This window comes from Methylobacterium sp. J-078 (assembly GCF_022829285.1).
Lineage (GTDB): Bacteria > Pseudomonadota > Alphaproteobacteria > Rhizobiales > Beijerinckiaceae > Methylobacterium.
Window position 1 is genome coordinate 20270 of sequence record NZ_JAKSYI010000024.1, and the last position, 25156, is coordinate 45425.

20 protein-coding genes are annotated in these 25156 nt (G+C 66.0%); 13 read left to right on the forward strand and 7 right to left on the reverse strand.

Annotated elements, in window-relative coordinates; translation table 11 throughout:
- Window positions 1-66 precede the first annotated feature (66 nt).
- Together MKK58_RS01265 and MKK58_RS26950 are read right to left on the reverse strand one after the other, a co-directional pair.
- Entirely contained in the window at window positions 67-3423 is a 3357-nt protein-coding gene (locus MKK58_RS01265; RefSeq protein WP_243910399.1) for a PAS domain S-box protein, read from the reverse strand.
- A gap of 296 nt (window positions 3424-3719) precedes the next feature.
- Window positions 3720-3863 (reverse strand): hypothetical protein, encoded by a 144-nt coding sequence (locus tag MKK58_RS26950; protein WP_313899260.1) that lies wholly within the window; start codon window positions 3861-3863, stop codon window positions 3720-3722.
- Window positions 3864-4246: 383 nt separating this feature from the next.
- Between MKK58_RS26950 and MKK58_RS01275 the strand changes: the two genes are divergently transcribed.
- From MKK58_RS01275 to MKK58_RS01285, 3 genes are read left to right on the forward strand one after another with little or no spacing between them, the layout of a single operon-like run.
- Entirely contained in the window at window positions 4247-6157 is a 1911-nt protein-coding gene (locus MKK58_RS01275; RefSeq protein WP_243910400.1) for a CHASE3 domain-containing protein, read from the forward strand.
- Window positions 6120-6548, forward strand: a complete 429-nt coding sequence (locus tag MKK58_RS01280) for a response regulator (RefSeq protein ID WP_243910401.1) — start codon at window positions 6120-6122, stop codon at window positions 6546-6548. The genes MKK58_RS01275 and MKK58_RS01280 overlap by 38 nt, the downstream gene beginning before the upstream one ends.
- Window positions 6549-6571: 23 nt before the next feature.
- Window positions 6572-7732, forward strand: coding sequence for a hybrid sensor histidine kinase/response regulator (locus MKK58_RS01285; RefSeq protein WP_243910402.1), 1161 nt, complete (start codon window positions 6572-6574; stop codon window positions 7730-7732).
- 225 nt (window positions 7733-7957) lie between these two features.
- On the opposite strand, the gene MKK58_RS01290 is transcribed toward MKK58_RS01285, so the two are convergent.
- Both MKK58_RS01290 and MKK58_RS01295 read right to left on the reverse strand, forming a co-directional pair.
- A complete protein-coding gene (locus tag MKK58_RS01290) occupies window positions 7958-9187 on the reverse strand; it encodes a sensor histidine kinase (protein WP_243910403.1) in 1230 nt (409 codons plus the stop codon).
- The gene (locus MKK58_RS01295; protein ID WP_243910404.1) at window positions 9184-9525 is read right to left on the reverse strand and encodes a hypothetical protein; all 342 of its coding nucleotides are present in this window, start codon (window positions 9523-9525) and stop codon (window positions 9184-9186) included. The genes MKK58_RS01290 and MKK58_RS01295 overlap by 4 nt, the downstream gene beginning before the upstream one ends.
- Before the next feature lie 544 nt (window positions 9526-10069).
- Here MKK58_RS01295 and MKK58_RS01300 point away from each other — a divergent pair.
- The 3 genes from MKK58_RS01300 to MKK58_RS01310 all read left to right on the forward strand — a co-directional run bounded on the left by MKK58_RS01300 (window position 10070) and on the right by MKK58_RS01310 (window position 15328).
- Window positions 10070-10801 carry a PRC-barrel domain-containing protein gene (locus MKK58_RS01300; RefSeq protein ID WP_243910405.1) on the forward strand — a complete coding sequence of 244 codons (732 nt, stop codon included), beginning with the start codon at window positions 10070-10072 and terminating at the stop codon, window positions 10799-10801.
- A gap of 236 nt (window positions 10802-11037) precedes the next feature.
- Window positions 11038-13626 carry an EAL domain-containing protein gene (locus tag MKK58_RS01305; RefSeq protein WP_243910406.1) on the forward strand — a complete coding sequence of 863 codons (2589 nt, stop codon included), beginning with the start codon at window positions 11038-11040 and terminating at the stop codon, window positions 13624-13626.
- 169 nt (window positions 13627-13795) lie between these two features.
- On the forward strand, window positions 13796-15328 hold the full coding sequence (locus tag MKK58_RS01310) for a sensor domain-containing diguanylate cyclase (RefSeq protein ID WP_243910407.1): 1533 nt from the start codon (window positions 13796-13798) through the stop codon (window positions 15326-15328).
- Here MKK58_RS01310 and MKK58_RS01315 read toward each other — a convergent pair.
- Window positions 15300-15791, reverse strand: coding sequence for a hypothetical protein (locus MKK58_RS01315; protein ID WP_243910408.1), 492 nt, complete (start codon window positions 15789-15791; stop codon window positions 15300-15302). The genes MKK58_RS01310 and MKK58_RS01315 overlap by 29 nt on opposite strands.
- Before the next feature lie 326 nt (window positions 15792-16117).
- Between MKK58_RS01315 and MKK58_RS01320 the strand changes: the two genes are divergently transcribed.
- The 7 genes from MKK58_RS01320 to MKK58_RS01350 all read left to right on the forward strand — a co-directional run bounded on the left by MKK58_RS01320 (window position 16118) and on the right by MKK58_RS01350 (window position 23424).
- Entirely contained in the window at window positions 16118-17074 is a 957-nt protein-coding gene (locus MKK58_RS01320; protein ID WP_243910432.1) for a GlxA family transcriptional regulator, read from the forward strand.
- A 103-nt stretch (window positions 17075-17177) separates the two neighbouring features.
- Window positions 17178-17624, forward strand: a complete 447-nt coding sequence (locus MKK58_RS01325; RefSeq protein WP_243910409.1) for a (2Fe-2S)-binding protein — start codon at window positions 17178-17180, stop codon at window positions 17622-17624.
- Between the two features lie 10 nt (window positions 17625-17634).
- Window positions 17635-19857, forward strand: a complete 2223-nt coding sequence (locus MKK58_RS01330) for a xanthine dehydrogenase family protein molybdopterin-binding subunit (protein WP_243910410.1) — start codon at window positions 17635-17637, stop codon at window positions 19855-19857.
- A 13-nt stretch (window positions 19858-19870) separates the two neighbouring features.
- On the forward strand, window positions 19871-20665 hold the full coding sequence (locus MKK58_RS01335) for an SDR family NAD(P)-dependent oxidoreductase (RefSeq protein WP_243910411.1): 795 nt from the start codon (window positions 19871-19873) through the stop codon (window positions 20663-20665).
- Window positions 20666-20706: 41 nt separating this feature from the next.
- Window positions 20707-21750, forward strand: a complete 1044-nt coding sequence (locus tag MKK58_RS01340; protein ID WP_243910412.1) for an SLAC1 anion channel family protein — start codon at window positions 20707-20709, stop codon at window positions 21748-21750.
- 392 nt (window positions 21751-22142) lie between these two features.
- Window positions 22143-22541 (forward strand): hypothetical protein, encoded by a 399-nt coding sequence (locus MKK58_RS01345; RefSeq protein WP_243910413.1) that lies wholly within the window; start codon window positions 22143-22145, stop codon window positions 22539-22541.
- On the forward strand, window positions 22525-23424 hold the full coding sequence (locus MKK58_RS01350) for a sigma-70 family RNA polymerase sigma factor (protein ID WP_243910414.1): 900 nt from the start codon (window positions 22525-22527) through the stop codon (window positions 23422-23424). Before MKK58_RS01345 ends, MKK58_RS01350 begins: the two co-directional genes overlap by 17 nt.
- Before the next feature lie 3 nt (window positions 23425-23427).
- On the opposite strand, the gene MKK58_RS01355 is transcribed toward MKK58_RS01350, so the two are convergent.
- Window positions 23428-23868, reverse strand: coding sequence for a hypothetical protein (locus MKK58_RS01355; RefSeq protein ID WP_056487760.1), 441 nt, complete (start codon window positions 23866-23868; stop codon window positions 23428-23430).
- Between the two features lie 12 nt (window positions 23869-23880).
- On the reverse strand, window positions 23881-24639 hold the full coding sequence (locus MKK58_RS01360; protein WP_243910415.1) for an SDR family oxidoreductase: 759 nt from the start codon (window positions 24637-24639) through the stop codon (window positions 23881-23883).
- Window positions 24640-25156 lie beyond the last annotated feature (517 nt).

Consider the following 25156-nt stretch of genomic DNA (forward strand, 5'->3'; position numbering starts at 1 on the left):
AGTTTCAAGGCCGCGGGCCAGCCTGTCCGACGTCGTGCCCGGAACGCCATGGCCACCGGTCGACCGTCAGGTCGATGTGATCAGCTCCCGAATACGCGAAGCCAGGGCCTCCATCACGAACGGTTTCGTCAGAACGGCCATTCCCGGATCGAGATGCCCATTCCCGACCACCGCATTCTCGGCGTAGCCGGTGATGAAGAGGACCTTCAGGCTCGGTCGAGCGACCCTGGCCGCATCGGCGACCTGGCGGCCGTTCATGCCGCCCGGAAGACCGACGTCGGTCACCAGCAGGTCGATGCGCACGTTCGAGCGTAGGACCTTGAGGCCCGCCGGACCGTCGGCCGCCTCGATGGCGGTGTAGCCGAGATCTTCCAGCACCTCGGTCACGAGCATCCGGACGGTAGGTTCGTCGTCGATGACCAGCACGGTCTGCCCCTGCTCGGCACGTGGCGCGTCGCCGAGGGAGCCAAGGGCGTCCGCCCCCTCGGCCTCGCCGTAGTGGCGCGGCAGGTACAGGCACATCGTCGTACCCTCGCCGATCTCCGAGTAGATTCGAACGTGCCCGCCGGATTGCCGAACGAATCCGTAGATCATCGAGAGGCCTAGGCCAGTGCCCTGCCCGATGGGCTTCGTCGTGAAGAAGGGGTCGAAGGCACGCTCGGTCACCTCCGGCGTCATGCCGGTACCAGTGTCCGAGACGCAGAGGGACAGGTACTGGCCGGGGGCCAGGTCGCGCTCCTTGGCTCCCCGGTCGTCGAGCCACTTGTTGGCGGTCTCGATGGTGATGCGTCCGCCGTCCGGCATCGCATCCCGGGCATTGATGCACAGGTTGAGAAGGGCGTTCTCAAGCTGCGGCGGGTCGATCAACGCGGGCCATAGCCCAGACGCGCCGACCACCTCCACATGTATCGCGGGTCCCACCGTGCGCCGGACGAGATCCTCCATCCCGCCGACGAGCCTGTTCACGTCGGTCGGCTTCGGATCGAGGGTCTGGCGGCGCGAGAACGCAAGGAGCCGATGCGTCAGCGCGGCCGCCCGCTTCGAGGCGCCCTGGGCGGCATTGATGTAGCGGTCGAGATCGGTCAGGCGCCCCTGTGCCATCCGGGTCTGGAGAAGCTCCAGGCTCCCCGAGATGCCAGCGAGCAGGTTGTTGAAGTCGTGTGCCAGGCCGCCGGTCAACTGACCGACAGCTTCCATCTTCTGCGATTGCCGGAGTTGCTCCTCAGCCCGGAGCAGCGCCTCGGCCTGCTCCTTTTCGGCGGTGATGTTCCGCCCGGTGGCGTAGATGAGATCGCCTTCCGGTGCCGCCGTCCAGGCCAGCCAGCGATAGCTCCCGTCCTTGTGGCGGTACCGGTTCTCGACCCGGGCGAGTTCGACGCCTATGGCCTCGTTGAGAGCCGAGACGGATAGTTCGATGTCGTCGGGATGGATGAAGTCGAAGACCGACCGGCCGATCATCTCGCCCGGCTTCCATCCGAGGATGCGGGTCGCAGCCGGGCTCACGGCCCGGAAGGCGCCACCGGCATCGACGACGATCATCATGTCCTGGGAGACCTTCCAGGTACGGTCGCGTTCCCGGGTCCGCTCCTCGACGCGCCGTTCCAGGCTCGCGTTCAGTTCCACGAGTTCGGCGGCCTGCGCCTTACGCTCGTCGATGTCGGTGTTGGTGCCGACCCACTGGACGATGGCGCCGTCCGGCGACCTGACGGGTTCGGCACGGACCAGGAACCAGCGGAAGGCACCATCGGCCCGCCGGATGCGGAACTCGGTCTCGTAGACCTCACCGGTCGCGAGCGACCGGACCCAAGCTTCGCCGGCCGGGGGAAGGTCGTCGGGATGGACGATGCGGCCCCATTCCGTGATGCCGTCCAACGTGCCCGGTTGGGTACCGGCGTAGGCGTAGGCCTGCTCGTTGAACCAGAAGAGATAGCCGTCGGGCCGGGCGGCCCATACCTGGTTCGGGATGGCCTGAGTGAAGACGCGGAACTGCTCCTCGCTGGCCCGGAGGGCCCGCTCGGAACGAAGGCGCTCGGTCGCCACCCGTACCCGCCCTGCGACATCGCGCATCAGCGCGATCTCGGCCTCCGCCCATGGGCGCGCTTCGGCGTGGTTCACGAAGAACAGGGCCACGGACGCCCCCTGCTCGACCAGGGGCATGTTGACGAACGCGCGTGCGCTCAGGCCCTCCAGGGCAGCCGCATTGTCCCGTGTGCGCGGGTCGACGGATGCATCCGACACGACGGCGGTCTCGCCCCGCTTCAGGTCCTCGATGTATGACCCGTAATCGCGAAACCGCAATACGCCCGCCAAGCTCAGGATGCCCGGGGCATTCCAGTCGCGCTCGATGGTGATGGTCTCCGCGACCTTATCGATCACGCCGTAACCGACCCGGCTCAGGCCAAGCATGGTCCCGACCACCTCGCAGGCCGTGTAGGCGAGCTCGTCCGGGTCTTGGATGTCGCGTATCCGGTCGTTGAGTTCGAAGAGCGTCGCGCGCCGTCTCTCCTCCTCCCGGCGGGCACGGTCGGCTTCGGCCCTCTCGGTGACCTCGCGCACGATGCCGACGGCGCGGACGCAGCGTCCTTGTTCGTCGAAGAGCCCCCGTCCCTTTGACGCGAGCCAACGCACGATGCCGTCCTCCCGGCCTACGACGCGAAACTCGACGTCCAGGTTTGCGCGCAGGCTGGGATCCAGCATGGCGGCGAACGCCACCATCGTCGCCTCCCGGTCGTCGACATGCAGTGCCTCTTCGAAGGTCGCGAGGCCGTAGGCGGCATCCGGCGAGAGACCGAACATCGCCTTGGTTCGTTGTGACCAGACCAAGCCGTCGGCAAGGACATCGAGGTCCCACGTCCCGATCTCCGCCGCCTCGGTGGCAAGGCGAAGAACCGTCTCGCTGAATCGGAGTCGATGGGCGCTGGTGGCCTGTTCCGCTGCCAGGTCGTCTTTCTCGCCCCTCAGGGCGATCAACTGCCGGGTGTCGGCGGTGACGTCGTACTGGCTGGCGAAGTAGTAGGCGACCTCGCCACCGGCATCCTCGACCGGGGCCAGAAGCAGCTGGTTCCAGAAGGTCGATCCGTCCTTTCGGTAGTTCAGGATAGCCAGATCGACGCCACGCCGTTCGGCGATGGCGGCCCGGATGCGCGCCACATCGCGCGGATCGGTGCCGGGCCCCTGCATGAAACGGCAGTTGTGCCCGATGATCTCCTCCGGCTCATAACCCGTCAGCCGGGCGAAGGCCGGATTGGCGAAGATGATCGGATTGTCGTGCTGCCGGGGGTCCGTGATGACCATCGGCATGCGCGTGGCACGCACGGCCGCCGCGAACGGGTCGGTGAGCCCGTTCCCGCCCGCGATTTCGGACAGGATGCGGTAGGTGTCGCTGCGGACCGTCTCCGCCCTTGCCGAGATCGCCTTGTCCATTGCCGAGATGCTTCTCACGCCTGCAGCCATGAGGGCACCCATGCCCCAATCGATAAGGGCTTATGGACGGATTCGGTGGTCGTCCACCATCCAAGGGATCTCGAAACCCATCTGCGACAGCTTTGCATCGGGGTGGGGCAGCGACTTTGCGTTGGCTGGGTCCTCGCGGCTCAAGGTCACCACATGGGAGGCGATGAGACCCAACGTTCGGGTGCGAAGCCTCCGATCAGGCCGCGTGGTGCATGGCCTCCACGACATGGGAGGTGCTGTAGGGCTTCTGCACGAACAACCCGTGGTCAGGGCACCTCCCGGTCGGCGAGCCGCTGGCGTCCGGGCATCAGAACCAACCGTATGTCCGGCCAAACATCGTGGACGCGCCCAGCGAGGGTCACAGCGCAGATCGAGCCCGGCATGTCGATGTCGCTGAAGCGGACGTCCATGCCAAGCGTTCGTGAAGGATGAACCAGGCCCCGTCGGCGTGGCATGCCTCGACCACGAAGAAGCCGGCGTCCTTCAGCATCTCGTCCGCCAACGAGCGTACGAGGCCGTCAGCCTCGCCCACGAGAATGACCTAGGCGTCGAGGAAACGTTTCTCCGATAGGGTTGGTCTACAGGCCGGGCCAGGTTCTGTTTTTGGCCTGACGAACGATTGCAAGGATGTCGTGTCGGAATTCATGCTTGGAATCCGCCGATAGGCGAAGAGAGCAGGATATCCAGGCGGACGAGTGAGCCCGATTCCGTTCGCTCTTAAGGTCACGGAAGCGTGATTTCGTGGTATCGGCACCGCCAGCACCTATCCGACGATTGCGGAGCCGTCGCCGGCATGATGAAAATCACAGGCCTGAACCGCTCGCTCGGCGGTGCCATCGCCATCATCGCGCTCGTCGCGGTGCTCGGCAGCGGCGCGGTCCTCGCGACGCTGGGCCAGCTCCAGTCGGCCATCGACGCCCGCGGCCGCTCGAACCTCATCATACGCGCCCTCGACGCCTTTCGCGTCTCCATGCTGAACCAGGAGACCGGCCTGCGCGGGTATCTCCTCACCGGCAGGGAGGACAGCCTCGAACCCTACCGCATGGGCAAGCCTGCCTTCGAGGAAGCCACGGAACGGCTGCACGCCCTGATCGGCGAGGACCACATGCGCCAGGGCTGGCTCGCCGAGGCCGAGAAGGCGGCCCGGGCCTGGCAGGCGGAGGTCGGCGAGCCGGCCATGCGCCGCATGTCAGATCCGGCCACCCGCGCCGAAGCGGTCCGGATCGAGGGCGACGGCACGGGCAAGGCCTACTTCGATGCTTTCCGGACGAAGCTTCAGGCCATCCAGGACGAGGAGGAGCGCCTGCGCGAGGTCAATGGGAAGCGCCTCGCCCAAGCCCGCAGCATCGCCGCCATCGTATCCTGGGGCGGCACCCTGCTCACGCTCCTGATCTGCGCCGGCATCGGCGTCATCGTACGCCGCAGGATCGTCGCTCCCCTGCATCGACTGGCGGAGGCGATGCGCCGCCTCGCCCGACGTGACCTCGAAACGGAAGTGCCGGGCACTGGACAGCGCGACGAGGTCGGGGCGATGGCGCGGGCCGTTCAGGTCTTCAAGGAGGGGCTGATCGAGCTCAACCGGACCTCGCTCCTGCGGGCGACCGCCGATACGCTCCCGGCCATGGTCGGCTACGTCGATGCCCAACGGCGTGTCGGCTTCCTGAACGGCGAGTTCGAGCGCTGGTTCGACCTGCAGGTCGAGGACGTCTCCCAGGTCGATGGCAGGCCCCTGGCACAGGTCTTCGCGAGCCAACCGTTCCCTGGCACTGGCCGCGAGCTGGAGACCGCCTTCGCCGGCACCGAGACCCGCTTCGAACACCGGCTTGCCCGACGCGGCCTAGGGCGTCGAGACCTGGAGGCGTTCTACCGTCCACACCTCGGACCCGACGGGGCGGTGCTGGGGGTGGTCACGCTCTTGACCGACATCACCGAGCGCAAGGCCCTGGAACGCCGCCTCGCCCTGCACGCGCGGGACCTGCGCCGCACCAACGAGGAACTGGAGCAGTTCGCCTACGTGGCCTCGCACGACCTCAAGGCACCCCTGCGCGGCATCGAGAACCTCGTGACCTGGATCGAGGAGGACCTGGAAGAGGTCCTTACGGCTGACACTCGGACCAACATGGACCTTCTGAAGAGTCGGGTCCGGCGTTTGGAAAGCCTGCTCGACGACCTGCTGGCTTACTCCCGGGCCGGTCGCGGCGACGTAGCCACCGAGCAGGTGGACACGAAGGCGTTGGTCGAGGAACTCGTCGGCCTGATCAGCCCGCCCGAGGGGTTCAGCATCGTGGCGGGGGACGGCATGCCGACGTTGGATGCCGCTCGCGCGCCACTGACACAAGCGTTCCAGAACCTCATCGGCAACGCGATCAAGCACCATGACCATCCGGCGGACGGACAAGTCTGGGTCGATGCGACCTCTGCAGACGGTATGGTAGAGTTCACCGTGACGGACGATGGCGCTGGTATTCCCGAGCAGTTCCGTGAACGGGTGTTCGGCATGTTCCAGACCTTGAAGCCCCGCGACGAGGTCGAGGGCAGCGGCATGGGTCTGGCCATCGTCAAGAAGCTGGTCGAGCGCCAGGGCGGCAAGGTCTGGCTCGGCGAGGGCCGGAACGGGCGCGGCCTCTCGGTCCACTTCACCTGGCCCAATTCCACGAAGGAAACCGATGATGGCACCGACCGTGAACCTGCTGCTCGTCGATGACGACGAGGTCGACGTCCAGGGACTGAAGCGCGCCTTCAACAAGAGCAAGATCGCCAACCCTATCACTGTGGCGCGCGACGGCATCGAGGCGCTGGAGATCCTGCGCGGCGAGAACGGCAAGACCAAGCTCCCCAAGCCGCACCTGATCCTGCTCGACCTCAACATGCCGCGCATGAACGGCATCGAGTTCCTGGAGGCTCTGCGGGCCGACGAGGACCTGAAGAGCGCGCTCGTGTTCATGGTGACGACCTCGAAGGCCGAGGAGGACAAGGCGCGCGCCTACGGGCACCACGTGGCCGGCTACATCGTCAAGCAGGACCCGGCCAACACCTTCATGCAGGCGGTCTCGCTGCTGGAGCATTATTGGAAGATCGTCGAGTTTCCCGAATAGCCCAGCCCGGAGCCGACACGACGATGCCGACGCGCATCCTTCTCATCGACGACGACCAGGTCGACCGCACGGCGGTGCGTCGAGCGCTGGCGAAGTCTGGCCTGGCGCACGAGCTGACCGAGGCGCCGGACGGCACCTCCGGGCTCAGGATTGCCGAGGGGCGTGCCTTCGACTGCGTGCTGCTGGATTACCGCCTGCCCGACGTCGACACCTTCGAACTGCTCGCCACGCTGCTGTCCCCGGCCGGAGGCAACCAGGCGGTGCTGATGCTGACGGGCGAGGACGACCCGGACATCGCCTTCCGGTTGATGCGGGCCGGGGCGCTCGATTACCTGTCCAAGGGCGAGGCGACGCCTTCGAGCCTGGCGCGGGCGATCCGCTACGCCAAGGCACGCCGCGAGTTCCTGGCCGAGCTGAGCACGGCGCGGCGCGAGGCCGAGGCCAAGTCGCAGGAGCTCGACATCCTGAACCAGCAGAAATCGCTGCTGTTCTCGATCATCGCCCATGACCTGCGCAATCCGTTTCAGGCGCTCCTCGGTCTATCGGACGTCCTCGGAAAGGCGGTGACGGAACGCGATCACCCGACCATCGAGCGCCGTGCCCGGGGCATCCAGGAAGCGGCGGCCCAAGCCTACGGCCTGATGGAGGGCCTGTTCGCCTGGGCGAGCCTGCAGATGGACACCATCGCGGTGACGCTCGGCGACGTCGACTTGGAAGATGTGACCGAGGAGGTCCTCAAGGGGGCATCCGAGAATGCGGACGACAAGGGGCTCAGCCTCAAGGCGGATTGCGCCGGGCTATGCGTGACGGCTCACCGAGACATGCTCGCGGCCGTCCTGCGCAACCTCGTAAGCAACGCGGTCAAGTTCACGCTTCCGGAGGGCACCATCGCGGTGACGGCCCGGGCCCTTGGGGAAGACGTCGAGATATCGGTTTCCGACACCGGGGTCGGTATGGCTCCCGACAAGGTCGCCGACCTGTTCCGGCTCGACCGACGCAGCACCACCAATGGCACCGCCGGCGAGCGGGGAAGCGGCCTCGGCCTCCTGCTCTGTCGTGACCTCGTCGAACGCCAAGGCGGCACGCTGACGGTCATGAGCGTGCCCGACCAGGGCACAACCTTCAGCTTCCGGCTCCCGGTAACCGCGACCGAGGACCGGTCCCTTCCGCTTACCGCAGCCTGACCCCTCACCCGATTGGGTCGGGTTCCCTCCGGGAATGGGATGTCCGGCGCCCAAGGTTCCCTGATCGAGCGGAGACCGGAGCACATGCCGCGGTCCAAACCCCCCGCTTCTTCATCGTCCGCTTCCCCGAACCTAGCCGGGGGACTCGTGCGGCGAGGTGCCCGGCGGCGCACCCCGGGCCGCTCTCGCCAAGTTCGTGAGACATCCTTCGCCCATGCATGCGCCTCAGGCAGGTTCGAGCGGAATCTCCAAGGTGCAAACGAGGCCGTCCGACTCGAACAGCATGCGCACCTCTCCCCCAAGCTCGTTGGCCACGCCCCTCTCGATCATCCGGCTGCCGAAGCCTCGCCGGGTCGGGGGCAGCACCGGTGGGCCACCCGCCTCCTGCCAGCGCAGCCTGAGGCGTTGCATAGCTTCGGGTGAAGCTCCGACGGCGTCGAACGCTGCCCAAGATATCGTCACGGTGCCGGTCTCGTTCGACAAGGCCCCGTACTTGGACGCGTTCGTCGTGAGCTCATGCAGCATCATCGACAGCGCCAGCGCGCACCGCGGCACCACGCGTACGGGCTCGCCGTCCCAGCGGCAGCGTTGCGCAAGGGCATTGTGGAGGCTCAGCGCGTCCTGCACCAGCCGGCCGAGGTCGGCGCTTTCCCACTTCTCGGCAGTGAGCACGTCGTGCGCCTTGGCCAGAGCGATGAGGCGCGCCGTAATGGCATCCCGTGCCTCCTGCAGGGAGACCGCCGACCGCAGCGTCTGCGTCGTGAAGGCCTGAACCGTGGCGAGCGTGTTCTTCACCCGATGATTGAGCTCATGGATGAGGATCTGCTGGTGCTCGCTGGCAAGCTGCGCTTCGGTGAGGTCCCGTAGGATTTTCAGGAAGCCCGTCAGACCGCCTGCCTCGTCACGCATCGGCATCATGAGGCCGTTGGCCCAGAACCGTCCGCCGTCCTTGCGCAGGTGCCAGCGGTCGTCGTCGGCCCGCCCCTCGGTGACGGCCAGCCGCATCTCCTCCTCGGCGATGGCGTCGTCATTGTCCTCGGGCGTGAAGATGACGTTCACCGGCTGGCCGATGGCCTCCCCCTCGTCCCACCCGAGCAGGTTCTCCGCTCCGGTGTTCCATCTGGTGATGCGCCCGGAAAGATCCAAGGTGAAGATGGCGTAGTCCCTGGCGCTCTCGACGGCGAGGCGATAGCGGGCCTCGCTCAGTCCGAGCGATACGAGGCGTGCCGTCATGTCGACGAGGGATCGCTTGCATTCGGCCAGGCGTGTCTCCGCAAGCGCCAGGGCAGCCCGGCCCTCGGAAATCTCACGTTCCTGCTCCGTGACGGTCGAAGGCGACTCTGCGACCCCACGCCGGACAGATTCGTCGAGGGCACGCCTCAGACGAGCGATCTCCGCTTCGAGCGCGGCGTTCCAGACTTGGAGTGAAGGCTCCGAACCCTCGGCCCTCTTCAAGCCGGGGCTCCCGTCGACGCGAGAAGGAGGGATGGATCCTGCACAATGCATACCGGCGAAGCCGAATCGAAGTGCGACGATGGGTTGGCGTCAACGTTCGTGAACTCGGGCCCCCCTCCCACGAAGGAAAGCCCCCTCGTCGCCCTTATTGAGGGTTTGGAAGCATCCCGCACGACGATGGTCGGTTCGGTCGCGATGTCAACGATGGATGGCTCTCCGCATGTCGGCAGGTGAGAGCGTCGGACATCCCCACGCTCGGCGGAGAGGCCGGTGCCCTCGACCGAACCCTGGACGATGGTGAGCCGCTCGTCGTGCGTATCGAAGGTCGTGCGTGCCATGTCGCTCCCCGCGTGGATCAGGCGGGAGCACATCGAACTCTCAGGCGCCGACGCCCAGAAACAGTGGCCAGCGATTGAATCGATATACGTCCTAATCTGCGCAGAACAATAACCGATCTTGGATTAAAGCCCGATGGACATCCATTCCTAAAATAAAAGTTCGTATTTCTGAATTATGATCGGAACTTCTTGGAGCTTAAGATCTTAACCTTGACCGTAGCAGAGCTCCGCTCGATTTACGGTAGCGAGGCAAATCGTGGCCATATTGGATCCCATTACCGGAAAACGCGTCTCGGTCGAGAGCATGACGCCGGCGCATCCGCGCAACGGACGACAGGCTGCGCCCAGGCATCGCGTCGAGGAACAGCCGGCAATCAGGCCCAAGGGCGAGGCCAGGGATAATCGAACGCTCTGCTTAGGCAGCTACAATCCCGCCGTCGAAGCGGGACCTTCAACGCAAATCCTTTTTACATTTAATAAGTTTCTCTAATAAAAAACTATTTAGTACTAATTTGCTCCGGCGATATTATAGACCAGGCTCTTGATGAACCCCCTTCAATTCGTTGTCGCCGCCTCATTCCTTTGCACGCTTGGGGGCGGTGCCGCCCTTGCCGAGTGTCAGATTGCGGATGCCAAGCTTGAGGAGGCCATCCTGCAACGGCCCGACCTTCACGGGCCCGCCAATCGGCAGACCGTAAAGGATCTTCGGAGCCTGCGGGATGCGGCGTTCACGCTATGGTCCTACGGGCGCCATACGGATTGCGAGCGTCTGATGGCCAACATCCGAGAACTGATCGCGGGGCCTGCGATGACCAGCCTGGGCGACAATGACGAGGATGCGGCCGAGGAGCAGATGGCGGCGCGGGACCCGAAGGTCCGTCGGGGGGCGACGGAAGGCCGGCGCGACCAAAAGGGCGCCTTGCCGCTCGTCGATGTCGACGGTCTCGTCCTTGGGTTGAGGGCGGACCAGATCGTCGGTGCGGAGGTTCGCAGCTCCGACGACCGGATCGTCGGAGAGGTCAGGAACGTCATCTTCGGGAGCAAGGACCGCCGGGATTACGCCATCGTCGCCTCGGGTGGCTTCTTCACCCCCGGCAAGGACAGCATCGTCGTGCCGATCCGTTCCCTCAAGGTGACGGAGGAGCGAGATAGCTTCTTTCTCCCCCTTCCGGATTCCGAGATCAAAAGCATCCCCCGCATGCCGGACAAGGATTACCAGTGGCTCTCCGACGAGGCCTGGCGCAATCGAAACGACGCCCTGTTCGTAAGACGATGACACCGTGAATGGCCGGAAGCGGGAAGTCGTGCGCCGCCGTGGAATCGTCCGTTCGCGACGCCGGTGCAAATCGGTCTGACCTGGGTCGGGACGTCCGTTCCAGGCCTACGATCTTCCAGAGCGACCCCGGCAGTATCAAGGATCGGTTAACTCGCCATCGGCGAGACATCACGTTTAGTTTTTCGAAGATGGTGGATCGCCCGATCCTGGAGTTTACGCCGAGGGACATCGCCTTGTTGCGCCCCGCCAACGAAACCGAGCGCCTTGCCGCCCTGCGCGACCTGAACATCCTCGATACCGCACCGGAGGCTCAGTTCGACGCGATCTGCCGAACGGCCAGGGTCCTGTTCGGAACGCCAATCGCGCTGGTCTCGCTCCTCGATGAGGACCGGCAGTGGTTCAAGGCGCGTTGCGGCCTGAGCGACCATGGGACCTCTCGGGACGTCGCGTTCTGCGACCATACCATCCAGGCTGATGAGGTCCTCGTCGTCGAGGATGCGCGGGAGGATGCGCGGTTCAGGACGAACCCCCTGGTCACGGGGGAGCCACGAATCCGTTTCTATGCCGGCGCGCCGCTGATCCTGAGGTCCGGCATCCGGGTCGGATCGCTCTGCATCATCGATACAAAGCCGCGACGCTTCTCGACCGAGCAGGCCAACCAACTTCGCGACCTGGCCGAGGTCGTAACCGCGAACCTGCGCGTCTACCAGGATCGGACCGAGCATCGTCGCGTGGCGGCGACGCTCGCGGATACCGACGATGCCCTGCGCGACGCAAAAACCCGCTACGCCTCGCTTGCCGATGCCCTGCCGCAGATGGTCTGGACCGTCTCGCCCGAAAAACGCGTCACCGCCTACAGGAACGCAAGCTTCCGCACCTACTACGGCGAGACTGAAAGGTCGGGCGAGCGAGCTCACAGCCGCAACCATCCGGGCGACGTCGAGCGCATGTCTAGCGCCTGGGAGTCCGCGGTTTCGGGCAAGCAAGCCTTCGAGCTCGAAGGTCGCCTCAGGCGGCATGACGGGGACTACCGCTGGCACCGAATCGTCATGATCCCCCTCCAGCGCAACGGAGAGGTGATCGAGTGGCTCGGTACGGCGCTCGATATAGACCACATCATCGCGGCACAGAACGCGCTGAAGGCGACCGGAGATCTCCTGCGTCTCGCCCAGGAGGCGGCCGAGGCGGGCATCTGGGAGTGGGACATGCGCGACGACGTCGTCCGGCTCTCGCCGATGAGCGCCCGCATGCACAACCTTCCGATCCCGGTCGGCCAGGACGCGATGGAGATCCCGCTGGCCGATTGGAAGGCGCAGGTCCATCCCGACGACCTTCCCGGGGTCTGGGACGAGGTCAAGCGAGCCATCGCGGACCGGTCCACGTACAGCTGCGAGTTCCGCGTCGCCAACCCTACCGTTCCGGCCGAGCCACGATGGATGCAGTCCTTCGGACGCATGCTCGACGACGAGACCGGCGAGCCCGCCCGCTGCGTCGGCCTTCAGATCGACATCACGGATCGAAAGGTCTCCGAGGCGCGCATCGCCCACGTCGCGAGCCACGACAGCCTCACCGACCTGCCCAATCGCATGGTCTTCCACGCCACCCTCGAAAGATGCCTCGCGGATATCGGAAACGGTCCAGCCGCGTTGCTCTGCCTGGATCTCGACCGCTTCAAGACAGTCAACGACACACTCGGACACCATGCCGGGGACGGACTGCTGCGGGTCGTCGCCGACCGCTTGAGGGACTCGGTCGGGAATGACGGCGTCATCGCTCGCCTTGGTGGGGACGAGTTTGCGATCATCCTGCCGGGGACCGTGCTTGAGGACGCGCAAGCGCTCGCACGGACCGTCATCGACGCCATAGGCCAGCCCATCCATCTCGGCAGCCAGGTCGTGACCATCGGCGCGAGCGTCGGGATCGCGCACGCACCGGAGCATGGACTGGAGGTGGACCTCCTGCATCGCCACGCCGACCTTGCCCTCTATCGGGCCAAGGCCGCCGGACGGAACAGCTTCCAAGTCTACACCCAGGGAATGGACGAAGCGCTGGAGGACCGGAACAAGCTTGAGTTCGACATGCATCTGGCCCATCGGAAGGGTGAGTTCCGGCTGCATTACCAGCCCGTCGTCGCGCTGGCGGACGGGCAGGTCCGTGCCTTCGAGGCCCTGATGCGCTGGCCGCATCCGACCCGCGGGATGGTCTCGCCGGCCGAGTTCATCCCAATCGCCGAGGAGACCGGCCTGGTGGTTCCCCTCGGAGCGTGGGCCCTGGAGGAGGCTTGCCGCTTCGCCGCGTCGTGGCCGATCCAGGCGCGCATCGCCGTCAACGTATCGGCGGTCCAGTTCCAGCAGCCCGGCCTCGAAGCGGCCGTCGCGAACGCCCTCGCTGTCTCCGGTCTGGCGGCCGACAGGCTCGAACTGGAGATCACGGAAAGCCTGATGATCCAGGACGGCGACGCGGTCATCGCCTGCCTGCACAGGCTGAGGTCCGTCGGCGTGCGGATCGCACTGGACGATTTCGGGACGGGGTACTCCAGCCTGAGTTACCTGCGGCGATTCCCCTTCGACAAGATCAAGATCGACCGGTCGTTCGTACGCGAGATCGACGACCTCGACGCACAGGCCATCGTCCGCGCCGTGGTCAGCATCGGCGAGCGTCTGGGGACCGCGATCACCGCCGAGGGGGTCGAGACGGAGGATCAGCTCGCCCTCGTGACCCAGACGGGCTGCACGGAGGTCCAGGGCTACCTCTTCGGTCGACCGATGACGCCCGAGCAGGCCCTGGCTTTCATGAGGGAGCAAACGCCTCGGAAGGCGGCGTGAGGCCGTACCTGTGCAGGTTCGCCTGAAGGTGCAGGATGCCAGGTAAGCCTACAGAAAGCGTTAGCCACAAACTGTTTGGGAAACCTTCCCGTCGATTTGCGCAAAGGCCCGTTAGGCCTTGGCCTGCCATATACCAAGCAACGAGAAACGTGATCGGGAGTAGCTGTCGATGGTCCTGCCATCTCGCCTTGCGCGACGGCTACGTTCCGCCCGCACCTGGATCGCACTTGGCATCCTCGCCCCCATCGGCATGGTTGTGGTGTCGGGCCTGATGCTGCTCGACCTGCGTCGGGACGCTTGGTCCATGGCGGAGCAGACCTCGAAGAACCTGCTGCAGGTCATCGAGAGGGACATCGCCCGCAACGTCGAGATCATCGACCTCACCCTCAAGGCCGTCGTCGACAACCTGAAGGCGCCCGGCGTCGCCGAGGCCACGCCCGAACTCCGGCAACTCATCCTGTTCGACCGCGCCTCGACGGCCCGTGACCTCGGCGTGATGCTTGTCCTCGACGAGAATGGCGACAGCATCATCGATGCGTCGGCGGTGCCTCCGCGTAAGCTCAACAACGCCGACCGTGACTACTTCCAGGCCCACAAGGCCAATCCGAAGCTCGGCCTCCACATCAGCAGGCCGCTGGTCTCACGCCTGACGGGATCGCGCATCGTCGTCCTGAGCCGCCGCATCGACAAGCCGGACGGCTCGTTCGGCGGCATCGTCCTCGGTAGCCTGAAGCTTTCGTACTTCGCCGGCCTTTTCGACCAGATCGGCCTCGGCAAGGACGGGGCGATCAACCTGTACCTGGCCGACGGCACCCGCCTCATGCGCCACCCGTACGTCGAGGAAGACATCGGTGTGAACCTCGCCGGCACCCCCAACTTCGACCGCTTCCTGCGCGAACGCAGCGGTGTCTTCGTCGGGACGTCCGTACGGGATGGCGTCGAGCGCCACTACGCCTTCACGAATGTCGGTGAGTGGCCGCTTTCTCTCAACGTCGCGCTGTCCACCCGCGAGATCGAGGCCGCCTGGGGAGCCAAGGCCCTGGTCATCAGCGCCATCGTCCTGGTGCTGTGCGGCCTGACGGTGTTCCTATCGCTGCTGTATGGCCGGGACCTGCAGCGCCGCGCGGCACTGCAGGCCGAACTCGCCGAGCTGTCACGCACCGATGCCCTGACAGGGCTTCCAAACCGGCGGCATTTCGAGGAGACGTTCGAGCGTGTCTGGCTGGCCGCCTGCCGGACCCGCCGGCCCCTCTCCCTCCTCGTGGTCGATGCCGATCATTTCAAGCGGTACAACGACCGCTACGGGCATGCCGTCGGCGACGAGGTTCTCAAGGGCCTCGCAAGCTGCCTAGGCGCCAGCGTGAATCGGCCGGACGACCTCGTCGCCCGCGTCGGAGGCGAGGAGTTCGTGATCCTCTTGCCCGAGACGGATACGGAGGGTGCCCTGCGCATCGCCGGCAAGCTGCACGAGGCAGTCGCGTCACTGTCGGTTCCCTCGGCCGGCATCGGAGCGGGAGCCGTGACCGTGAGCGTCGGCCTTGCCGTCGGGCCGGCCGATGCCGCGTCGCCGAACGACCTCTACCGAAGGGCGGACGAAGCCCTCTACGCAGCCAAAGAAGGGGGGCGCAACCAGACCCGATGCGCATCCGGTCATCCTGAAAATTCGGGTTCGGTCATCCAGCTACGTTCGGTCCGTGCCTGATCCGGTTACCCGTGGCGCTAGCCGTCAGGGCCCCGTCCAAAGCATCACGTACCACGTGGCGCCAAGCTGGTGGCGCGAAGTATTTGCAGCGAGTGACGCGCACGTCCATCTTCTTCTTGAGCACGCCAAGGGTCAGCGGCTCCTTGTGCAAGGCGGCGCCACGTACGGTCCAGGTCCGGATTTCGGGAAGGATCTCTGCCGAGGTCATTGCGCTCCCGTTCCGGATTATATCGCGGACCTCCTGCATGACACGGTCCCAGAACTCCTCGGCCCGGAAACGTTCGAGTTGGTTCTCGACCTTCACCAGCCGGTTCTGGAGGTGTTCACCGTTTTGGTCGGCGGTGACGCCCTTAGCCTTGAGAGCGGCGTTCGCGGCCTGAAGCGTCTCGATGATGCCGAGCAGGTGCTCGCGGTCCTGAGCTTCCTCCCTGCGCAGGGCCGTAGCCTCGTCGAGTTCGCGCACGAGCTTCTGGGTGGCCTCGCGCTTGGCGCGCCTCCACAGGTCCAGTCCGTTGAAGGCGCAGGGATGCCAAGCGCCCCTCCCGGAGCCAACGTCCGCTGTTCCAATACCAAAGCCCGAAACCGGACTGGCAGAAATCCACCCAAACCAGCCACTTTTAGCACCGTACCGCGCGCTCGAAAGCAGTCGTTCAGCCTACGGTTGGTTCATGTTCGTCGAAGTCACGCACGGACGAATATGCCTCGTTTTCCGCCGCTCCGCTTGCCCCAGCTCGCCCGAAGTTTGATGTAGGACACGGACTCGCGCAGGTTGAAGTGGAGTGATCGGTGATGGCTGGCGTCCGTCGCATTGGCCTCGTGATCTGCCCGGATTTCGATTTCATGGGGTTGGCGGTGACATCACCCTTCGCCGTCGCCAACAAATACGCCGGCGGCTCGGCCTACGACGTGCACCTCCTGTCCGAAACCGGTGGCCTCGTTCGCTCTGGCCTAGGACCCGCTGTCGGCACCGAACGGCTCGGCGACCTGTCTTCCTTCGACACGATCCTGGTCGCGGCCGGGATCGGCGTACCGGAGCCAAGTCAGGACCTTCTCGCCCACCTGCAGGAGGCGTCCCGTTCCGCGCGCCGTCTGGCGGGCCTGTGCCTCGGGGCCTTCATCCTGGCGGATGCCGGCCTGCTGAGCGGACGGCGCGCCACGACCCACTGGCACTATGCTCCCCAGTTCCGCGCGCGTTATCCCGACTGCAACCTCGACATCAACAAGATCTACGTTGCGGATGGCAACATATGGACCTCCGCCGGAATGTCGGCAGGCATCGATCTCGCCGTTGGCATGGTTGAGCGCGATCACGGCCGGGAGTTGGCCCAAACCGTGGCGCGCGGGTTGGTGATGGAACGCCGCCGCGCCGGGGGCCAAGCCCAGCACTCGGCCCTGCTCGATTTTGACGCGTCGACAGACCGGATCCAGAGCGTCCTTGCCTATGCTCGGCAACACCTTCGGCTTCCACTGACCACCGAGGATCTAGCGGCGATTGCCTGCCTCAGCCCGCGCCAGTTTACCCGGGCCTTTCGGGCCGAGACCGGCGTCTCGCCCGCCAAGGCGGTCGAGGCGATGCGCGTCGAGGCCGCCAAGCACATGCTGGAGCAGAGCCGCCTGCCCATTGAGGAGATCGCCGCTGCCGCCGGTTTCGCCAACCGCGAACGGATGCGTCGGGCATTCCTCCGCGTCCAGGGAGAGGTCCCGCGGACGATCCGCCGGGCGGCCGGGCCTCTTGCCATCGTCTAAGCCGCAGGCATGGCCGGAAACGTGGCAATTATGACGTAGGTCATTCCAAGATCTCTGCTTAAGCATGGCCTTGGGGGCTGCTTACTGGCGGGAGTTCGCGGACATGGTGAACCTGACGATCAACGGTCGCCATTATTCAGTCGATGCCGAGCCCGACACTCCGTTGCTCTTCGTCCTGCGCGACACGCTCGGACTGACTGGCACGAAATACGGCTGCGGGATTGCTCAGTGCGGGGCCTGCACGGTGCATCTCGACGGTCAGGCGACGCGATCATGCCAAGTGCCGCTTGAGAGCGTCGGCAACCAGACCGTTACCACTATCGAGGCGATCGAGCAGGACGAGGTCGGCCGGAAGGTTGTCGAGGCTTGGGTCGCATTGCAGGTGCCGCAATGCGGCTATTGCCAGTCCGGTCAGGTCATGGCCGCCACTGCCCTGCTGAAGCAGACGCCGCACCCGACCGAAGGCGACATCGTTGACGCGATGACGAACCTCTGCCGGTGCGGAACCTACAACGCCATCGCTGCCGCCGTGCGGCAGGCTGCTGCCTGAGGAGCAAGCCATGATACCGCTTCTTCGCCCTGCAGCCCCGTCTCGCCGCCGCTTTCTCGCGGGTGCCGGCGGTGCCCTCGTCCTTAGCGCCCTCCTGCCTGCGCGCTCAGCTCGGGCCGAGGCCCAAGGCCCTGCCGAGGGTGCCGGTGCCCTGGCGCCTAAGCCAGGGACGCGGGTCGCCGCCTTCCTGGAGATCCACCCGGACGGTACCATCAGGCTGCTCAGCCCCTTCGTAGAGGGCGGCCAAGGCATCGCGACGGGCATGGCGCAGATCGTTGGCGAGGAACTCGACGTGCCGCCCTCCCGCTTCGTTGTGGAATGCGCGCCGCCCGGCCCGGACTACGCCGTTGTGAACGGCATCCGCATGACCGGCGGCAGCTTCTCGACCCGGTCAAGCTACGAGACTATGCGCCGCCTCGGCGCCACCGCTCGTGACCTCATGATCCGGGCGGCGGCGGCCAAACTCAAGGTGCAGGACGGCGAACTTACCACCCGCGACGGGGTGGTGATGCACGCGGACTCGAACCGCTCGCTGTCCTACGGTGATCTCGCAGCCGACGCCCTGAAGCTCAAGCCGAACGAGTCCGTGCCCCTGCGCGACCCGGCGACGTTCCGCTACATCCGCCAGCCGGTCCCCCGCCTCGACGTGCGGGACAAGTCCACGGGCCGCGCCGTCTACGCCATCGATCAGAAGGTTGAGGGCATGCTCTACGCCGCCGTGCAGCACGCGCCGCGCCTTGGCACGGAACCAAAGGGCCTCGCCAACGAGGCGGAGGTTAGGGCCATGCCAGGCGTGCACTCAGTCCACCGCCTGCCGGGCGCGGTGGCGGTTGCCGCCGACAGTTGGTGGCGGGCGCGCAAGGCTGTCGAGGCGCTGAAGGTCGAGTGGACGGCGCCGAAGGCGAGCGGCCTCGATACCGTCGCGGCCGACTTCTCGTCCGAGATCATGCTCGCGGCTCTCAAGGCGTCCACCGATCCGGGCCAAGTGGCCGAAGAGAAGGGCGACGTTGCCGCCGCCTTCGCCAAGGCCACCAAGGTGGTGGAGGCCGATTACGAGGCGCCCTATCTCGCACATGCCCAGTTGGAGCCGCCCTCGGCCATTGCACGCTTTGACGGCAACGGGACCCTCGACGTCTGGCTCCCGAACCAGATGCCAGAGGTATTCCAGACCGTGTCAGCGAAGGTTGCCGGACTGCAGCCTGCACAGGTCCGCATCCACTCGCCGATGCTCGGCGGCTTCTTCGGCCGGCATTTCTTCTACGAAGCCAGCAATCCGTTCCCGCAAGCGATCCTGCTCGCCAAGGCCACTGGGCGCCCGGTGAAGGTGCTGTGGTCGCGGGAGGAGGAGTTCGCCCGCGACGCCGTGCGGCCCCTGAGCTTCAGCCGCTTCCGCGCGGCCCTCGATCCGGCGGGGCAGCCGACGGCGCTTGAAGTGCGGACGGTGGGGGAAGGTCCGATCGGCCGCTACTTCAGCATGATGATGCAGACGCCCGTCGATCCTTCAGCGGTCGAGGGCATCGTCGAGAAGCCCTACGCCGTGCCCAACCGGCGCATGACCTTCACGAAGGTCGCGCATCCGGTGAACATCGCCTTCTGGCGTTCGGTCGGGCACTCGATGAACGACGCGTTCTACGAGAGCTTCCTCGACGAGGTCGCCCAGGCGGGCGGGCAGGATCCGTTCGCGCTGCGCATGGCGCTCCTTCAGGGTAATGCCCGGCATCGGACGCTGCTTTCGACGGTGGCCGAGATGTCAGGCGGCTGGCAGCGCGGCCCCTATCGTGGCGAGGGTGGGATGCGCGCTCGCGGCCTCGCCATGGCCTCGCCCTTCGGATCTGAGACGGCGACCATCGCGGAAGTCTCGGTGGAGGGCGGGGAAGCCCGCGTCCACAACCTCTGGATCGCGTTCGATCCCGGCAGCATCGTCAACCCGGCCATCGTCAAGGCGCAGGTAGAATCCGCGGCGGCGCTCGGCCTGTCTTCGGTTCTGTTCGAGCAGATCGTCTACCGGGACGGCGTGCGGCAATCGCAGAACTACGACACCTATCCAGTCCTGCGCCGCGAGCACATGCCGAAGGTCCACGTCAGTATCGTCGAGAGCGGCGCGCCGATGGGCGGGGTCGGCGAGCCGGGTCTGCCGGGCGTACCGCCTGCCGTCCTCAACGCCATCGCGGCGCTTACCGGCCAGCGGGTCCGCGCGCTACCGGTCGCCAACACCAAGCTCTCCAGCGTCTGATAAGGATACCTTGATGACCCAACACATTGGGACGGCGCTCGTGACGGGCGCGTCCTCGGGAATCGGCGCGGCTTACGCCGACCAGTTGGCTGCCCGAGGCCATGACCTTATCCTCGTTGCTCGCGACAAGGCCCGCCTGCGAGCGGCGGCGGAGCGTCTCGGACGAGAGGCCGGCGTGACTGTGGAGGTCATGTCGGCCGACCTGACCCAACCGGAGGATCTTGCCTCGGTCCAGGACCGCGTCGCCACGGATGCCACCCTCAGCGTCCTGGTGAACTGCGCCGGTCTCGGGCCGCTCGGCCCCGCCCTAGACAGCCCCCCCAGCCTCTATGACGGGCTGCTCGACCTCAACGTCAGGGCGCTGCAGACCCTGTCCCTCGCAGCGGCGAAGGCTTTCGGCGAGCGGGGAGCGGGCACAGTGATCAATGTCTCCTCCGCGGTTGCCATCGTCCCTGAGCGCTTCAACGCCCCCTATGCGGCGAGCAAGGCCTTCGTCCTGGCACTGACGCAGGGGCTCGGAGCTGAACTCGCCAGCAAGGGCGTGCGGTTCCAGGCGGTGCTGCCCGGCGTCACCCGAACCAACTTCTTTGACCGGACGGGCGCGGATATCGGGCAGATTCCTTCCGAGATGATCATGGAGGCGAGTGACCTCGTGGCGGCAGCCCTAGCCGGCCTCGATGCGGGCGAGACCGTTACGATCCCCTCGCTCCCCGATCTCGGTGATTGGCAAGCTCTCGAAGCCGCCCGGTTCCGACTTGGTCCCAACCTCTCCCGCAGCATGCCGGCCTCCCGCTATGGTCTCGGCTAACGCGCGAAGGATTCGATGCCTCGTTGAGTAGGAGTTCGTCCATGCTGCAGGTCGTCGAAGGCGAGCCGAGCGAAGCCGCGCTGACCGCCCATCGTGACCCGGGCCAGCCCCCTCTGCCGGGAGGCTGGCGGCAGATCGAGGCATTGCCGATCGGCCTGTTCGCGGCGGTGATGGGCCTGACGGGACTGAGCGTCGCGTGGCGGCTCGCCCATGCGCGATATGGCTTGCCGTCCTGGGTCGGGGAGGCCATCGCGCTGATCGCCTCAACGGCCTTCCTCGCTATTGCGGCGGGCTATGCGGCCAAGGCCGTCATCGCCCGTGAGGCCGTGCGGGCGGAGTTCCGCCACCCCATCGCCGGCAACCTGTTCGGCACGCCGCTCATCAGCCTGCTCCTGCTGCCGATCCACTTGGCGCCCTTCAGCCTCACGCTGGCGCGTGCGCTGTGGATCGCCGGCGCCATCGGCATGACGCTGTTCGCGTGGCTGATCGTGACGCGCTGGCTGAGCGATCGGCAGCAGGCGGCGCATGCGACGCCGGCCTGGATCGTACCGGTGGTCGGCCTGCTCGATGTACCCCTGGCCCTTCCGGGGCTCGGCCTGCCGCCGATGCAGGGAGTGATGATCTTCGGGCTGGCGGTGGGGCTGTTCTTCGCCGTGCCTCTGTTCACGCTGATCCTGTCCCGCCTTCTGTTCGAGGCGCCGCTGCCCGCAGCCTTGCAGCCGTCGCTCCTGATCCTCGTGGCACCCTTCGCGGTCGGCTTCTCAGCCTATGTCGCCGCGACGGGCGCCATCGATCTCTTCGCTAAGTCGCTTTTCGCGATCGCACTGTTCCTGCTCGCCGTGCTGCTGCCGAAGCTCGCTCGGTTCGGACGCGCCTGCCCTTTCCGCGTCTCCTGGTGGGGCGTGAGCTTCCCGCTCGCCGCAGCAGCGGTCGCGGCTCTGCGCGTCGCGGCGGCGGAGCCCGCTCCGGCGACCGATGTCCTCGCCCTGGTCCTGCTCGGGCTGGCCACGCTAGTCATCGGCTGGCTGCTCGTCCGAACCCTGATCGGCTTAGCTCGTGGAGAGCTACGGACACTGACGCTGTGACGGCCAATTGCCGAACTCCCGTTGCTCATCCGATGTCAGCTCTCACCACTTCTTATCCATAAGCGGACCGGCAGAAATCCACCCAACGCAGTCGTAAAGCGGACCGGAGGGTCCCGACCCAACGTTGCCTTAGATGCCTACATCTAGACATCTCAAAAGCAGTCGTTCGTCGATTAATATCGTTACGGTCGGGGTGTCCGTGGGTTCTGTGTCCTGGCTTGATCGAGTGTTTCGTAGCGACGCTCGACCATCGGGTCAGGCAGCCGGTGTTCGGTGATATGAACTGTGCGAAGCCGAGGTTCTGAAAGGTACCTGCGGAAACTCCCATCCGATGTCACATTAGGCGGCTGTGCATCGTCACTCACGTGAACCAATCACGTGGGGAGAGCTCGATGATCAAAGCCATTCCGGTACTCGCCGGCATCCTTGGCGCAGGACTGGGCGGGAACGGCGTTTTCATGCTCACCGCACCCGAGGCATGGTATTTCGTGGTACCGGGCGTGACGACGACAGGGCCGTTCAATCAGCACTTCCTGCGCGATATCGGCCTGATCTTCGTGCTGATCGGGTCGGGGTTCGCGTACGGCGCGTTCCAACCCGGACCGCGCTCGCTGCTCTGGACTCTCGGTGCCGTCTGGCTCTCGGGCCACGCGCTGTTCCACTTCTGGGAGGTTGCGGTGGGCATCTGCGGACCGGAGGTTCTACCCCGCGACTTCCCTGCGGTGACACTTCCTGCGCTTATCGCGGTCGCCCTCAGCGTCTGGTCGTTCCGTCATGCCGACCATCGATGATCCGACCCGCGTCTTCGAGCAGGAGCGTACGCGGCTCATCCGGCTCGCCTACCGCATGCTTGGGTCCCTCGGCGAGGCCGAGGATGTCGTACAGGACGCTTGGCTGCGCTGGCGGCACGTCGACCATGCTGAGGTCGCCTCGGCCGGCGCCTTCCTTTCGCGGACGGTCACGAGGCTCTGCCTGGACGTCATGAAGTCCGCCCGGGTCCGGCGTGAGACCTATTTCGGAACCTGGTTGCCCGAGCCCGTTGCCCTGGTGCCGGACGAAGCCCCTGGCGACGACCTGACGCTCACGCTGATGCTCGCTTTGGAGAGGCTCTCGCCGCTTGAGCGGGCCGCGTTCCTATTGCACGACGTCTTCGCGGTCCCGCTGGCGGAAATCGCTCTCACGCTCCGGCGAGAGCCTCAGGCTGTTCGTCAACTCGCCGCAAGGGCCAGGAAACACGTGCAATCCGCACGCCCACGCTTCCCCGTGGAGCGAGAAGAGGGGGCGCGTATCGCCAAGGCCTTCTTCGAAGCATCGACGACGGGCGACGTCGCAGCGCTTCGCAGCATGCTCGCCGATGCCGTCGTTGTGCACTCCGACGGAGGCGGAAAGGTACTCGCCTTCCCGCGGGCCATCATCGGAATCGACAAGGTCACGCGCATGTTCGAGGGGGTCGTGCGCAAGTCGTGGATCCAGCATGCCCGTAAGCTGCAGGACCTCTGGATCGATGGCCTGCCGGGCTACCTCAGCCTGGAGCCGGGCGGGATGCTCCAGACCGTCGCCCTGGATATCCAGGGCGGGCTGATCGTCGGCATCTACTTCACCCGCAACCCGGACAAGCTCCAGAAAATGGCGGTTTCGTTTGGTGGATTACCGGAAGCGCCGATGCCTCAATGAGCCTCACCGGCGGGCGATCGCCAGCTCCCTGCGGCAAACCGTCGAGAACGCGCAGAGCGGGTCGAGGTCGCTGGCGTGGCGGATGTCGGCGAAGGCGGCGAGATCCTTGTTCGGGGCGAAGTAGGTCTCGCCGATGCGCTGCATGACGCGCTCGGCTTCCTGGAGCGTTTCCGGCTCTCCGAAGAGCCGGATCTTGTTCACGATGGCATAGAGGTTCACCAGCTTGGCCGGGTCGTCGAGGTCGTGTCGGAAGGCGTCGCCGAACAAGGTCGACGCCTCCCGGATGAACTCGCCGTAGAGCGCTTCCCGTCGCGCACGGTCCTGCACCAGGAGCGTCGCGCGCTCCTGGCTGTGTTGCGTCAGCCAAGTGGTCGCGAAGGAGGCCATCGCACCGATGGCCGACCCGGCCAGCGCAGACAGCGCCGGAAAATAGGCTGCATCCATCGGCGGGAGGCCTCAGGCCCCGCGCTTCGGCTGTGCCGCCAGCCAGTCGTCGTAACGCCGTTCCGAAAGCCACGCGTCACCGGCGGGCGTCAGCCAGGGGCCGCCGAGGACCACCCCGAAGTACGGTGCGGTGTCGTCCGTGCGGACCTCGTGCGTCTCACCGAGGCCCTGAAAATGACGCGTCACCAGCTCGACCATCGGCAGTCGCTCGGTACCGGCGATCTCGACAATGCCGTTTCGGGGGGGCGCCAACGCGGCCTCGGCGACCTTCGTCGCGACATCGGCCGACGCGATCGGCTGGATCAGTGCGGAGGTCACGCGCGCGACGCCGTCGACGATTGCGGCCCCCGCAATGGCGGCGACGAACTCGAAGAACTGCGTGGCGCGGACAAGGGTCCAGGGCACGCCTGCCGAGGCGATCAGTTCCTCCTGGGCGAGCTTGGCGCGGAAGTAGCCGCTGTCGAGCAGGAGTTCAGTCCCGACCACCGAAAGCGCGACGTGGTGGGAGACGCCGGCATCCTTCTCGGCGGCGGCGAGGTTCCGTCCGGCGCGGACGAAGAAGTCCATGGCCGCCTCGTCGGCGAACGATGGCGAGTTGGCGACGTCGACCACCACGGCGGCCCCCTTCAACGCTACCGTGAGGCCCTCGCCCGTGACGGCGTTGACGCCGGTGTTCGGCGAGGCCGCGAGGGCGTCATGGCCGGCGGCCTTCAGAGTGGCGACGACCTGCGAGCCGATCAGCCCCGTGCCGCCGATGACGACGATTTTCATGTGACGCTCCGTCCTGTGTCCGGTCCCGGTGGGGACGTTCGAAAACAAGACGAGAGTGGTCCCATCCGGTGTGACATCGGCTCCGATGAAATTGGTCCGAGTGCAGGCCAGACGCCTCTACGGTCAGGAAAATCCGTTCCGCCATGTCACGTCCGCTCTCCGACCCTCGTCATGCAGGGAGCATCGCGAGGAACGACGATCATGACGCCCTCCATCGAGAGGCCGAGGCGAGACCGAACCCGCCAGCTAGCCAGGCGAAAGACGAAGGGTTGAAGCCTCCCCGTCCGCTCCGATGGCAGTTCCTGACCCTCTTCGTCGGCCTGCTGGTCCCAACCTTACTGTTCGTCGGTATCCTGCTCTGGCGCTTCGCCGCGTCCGAACGCACGCGGGTCGAACAGGACGTGCAGATCCGAGCCCACGGCTTATCCGTGGCGTTCGACCGCGAGATCCATGGTGTGCTCTCGACACTTCAGGCGCTCGCGACCTCACCGAGCCTCGCAGCTCACGACCTGCCGGC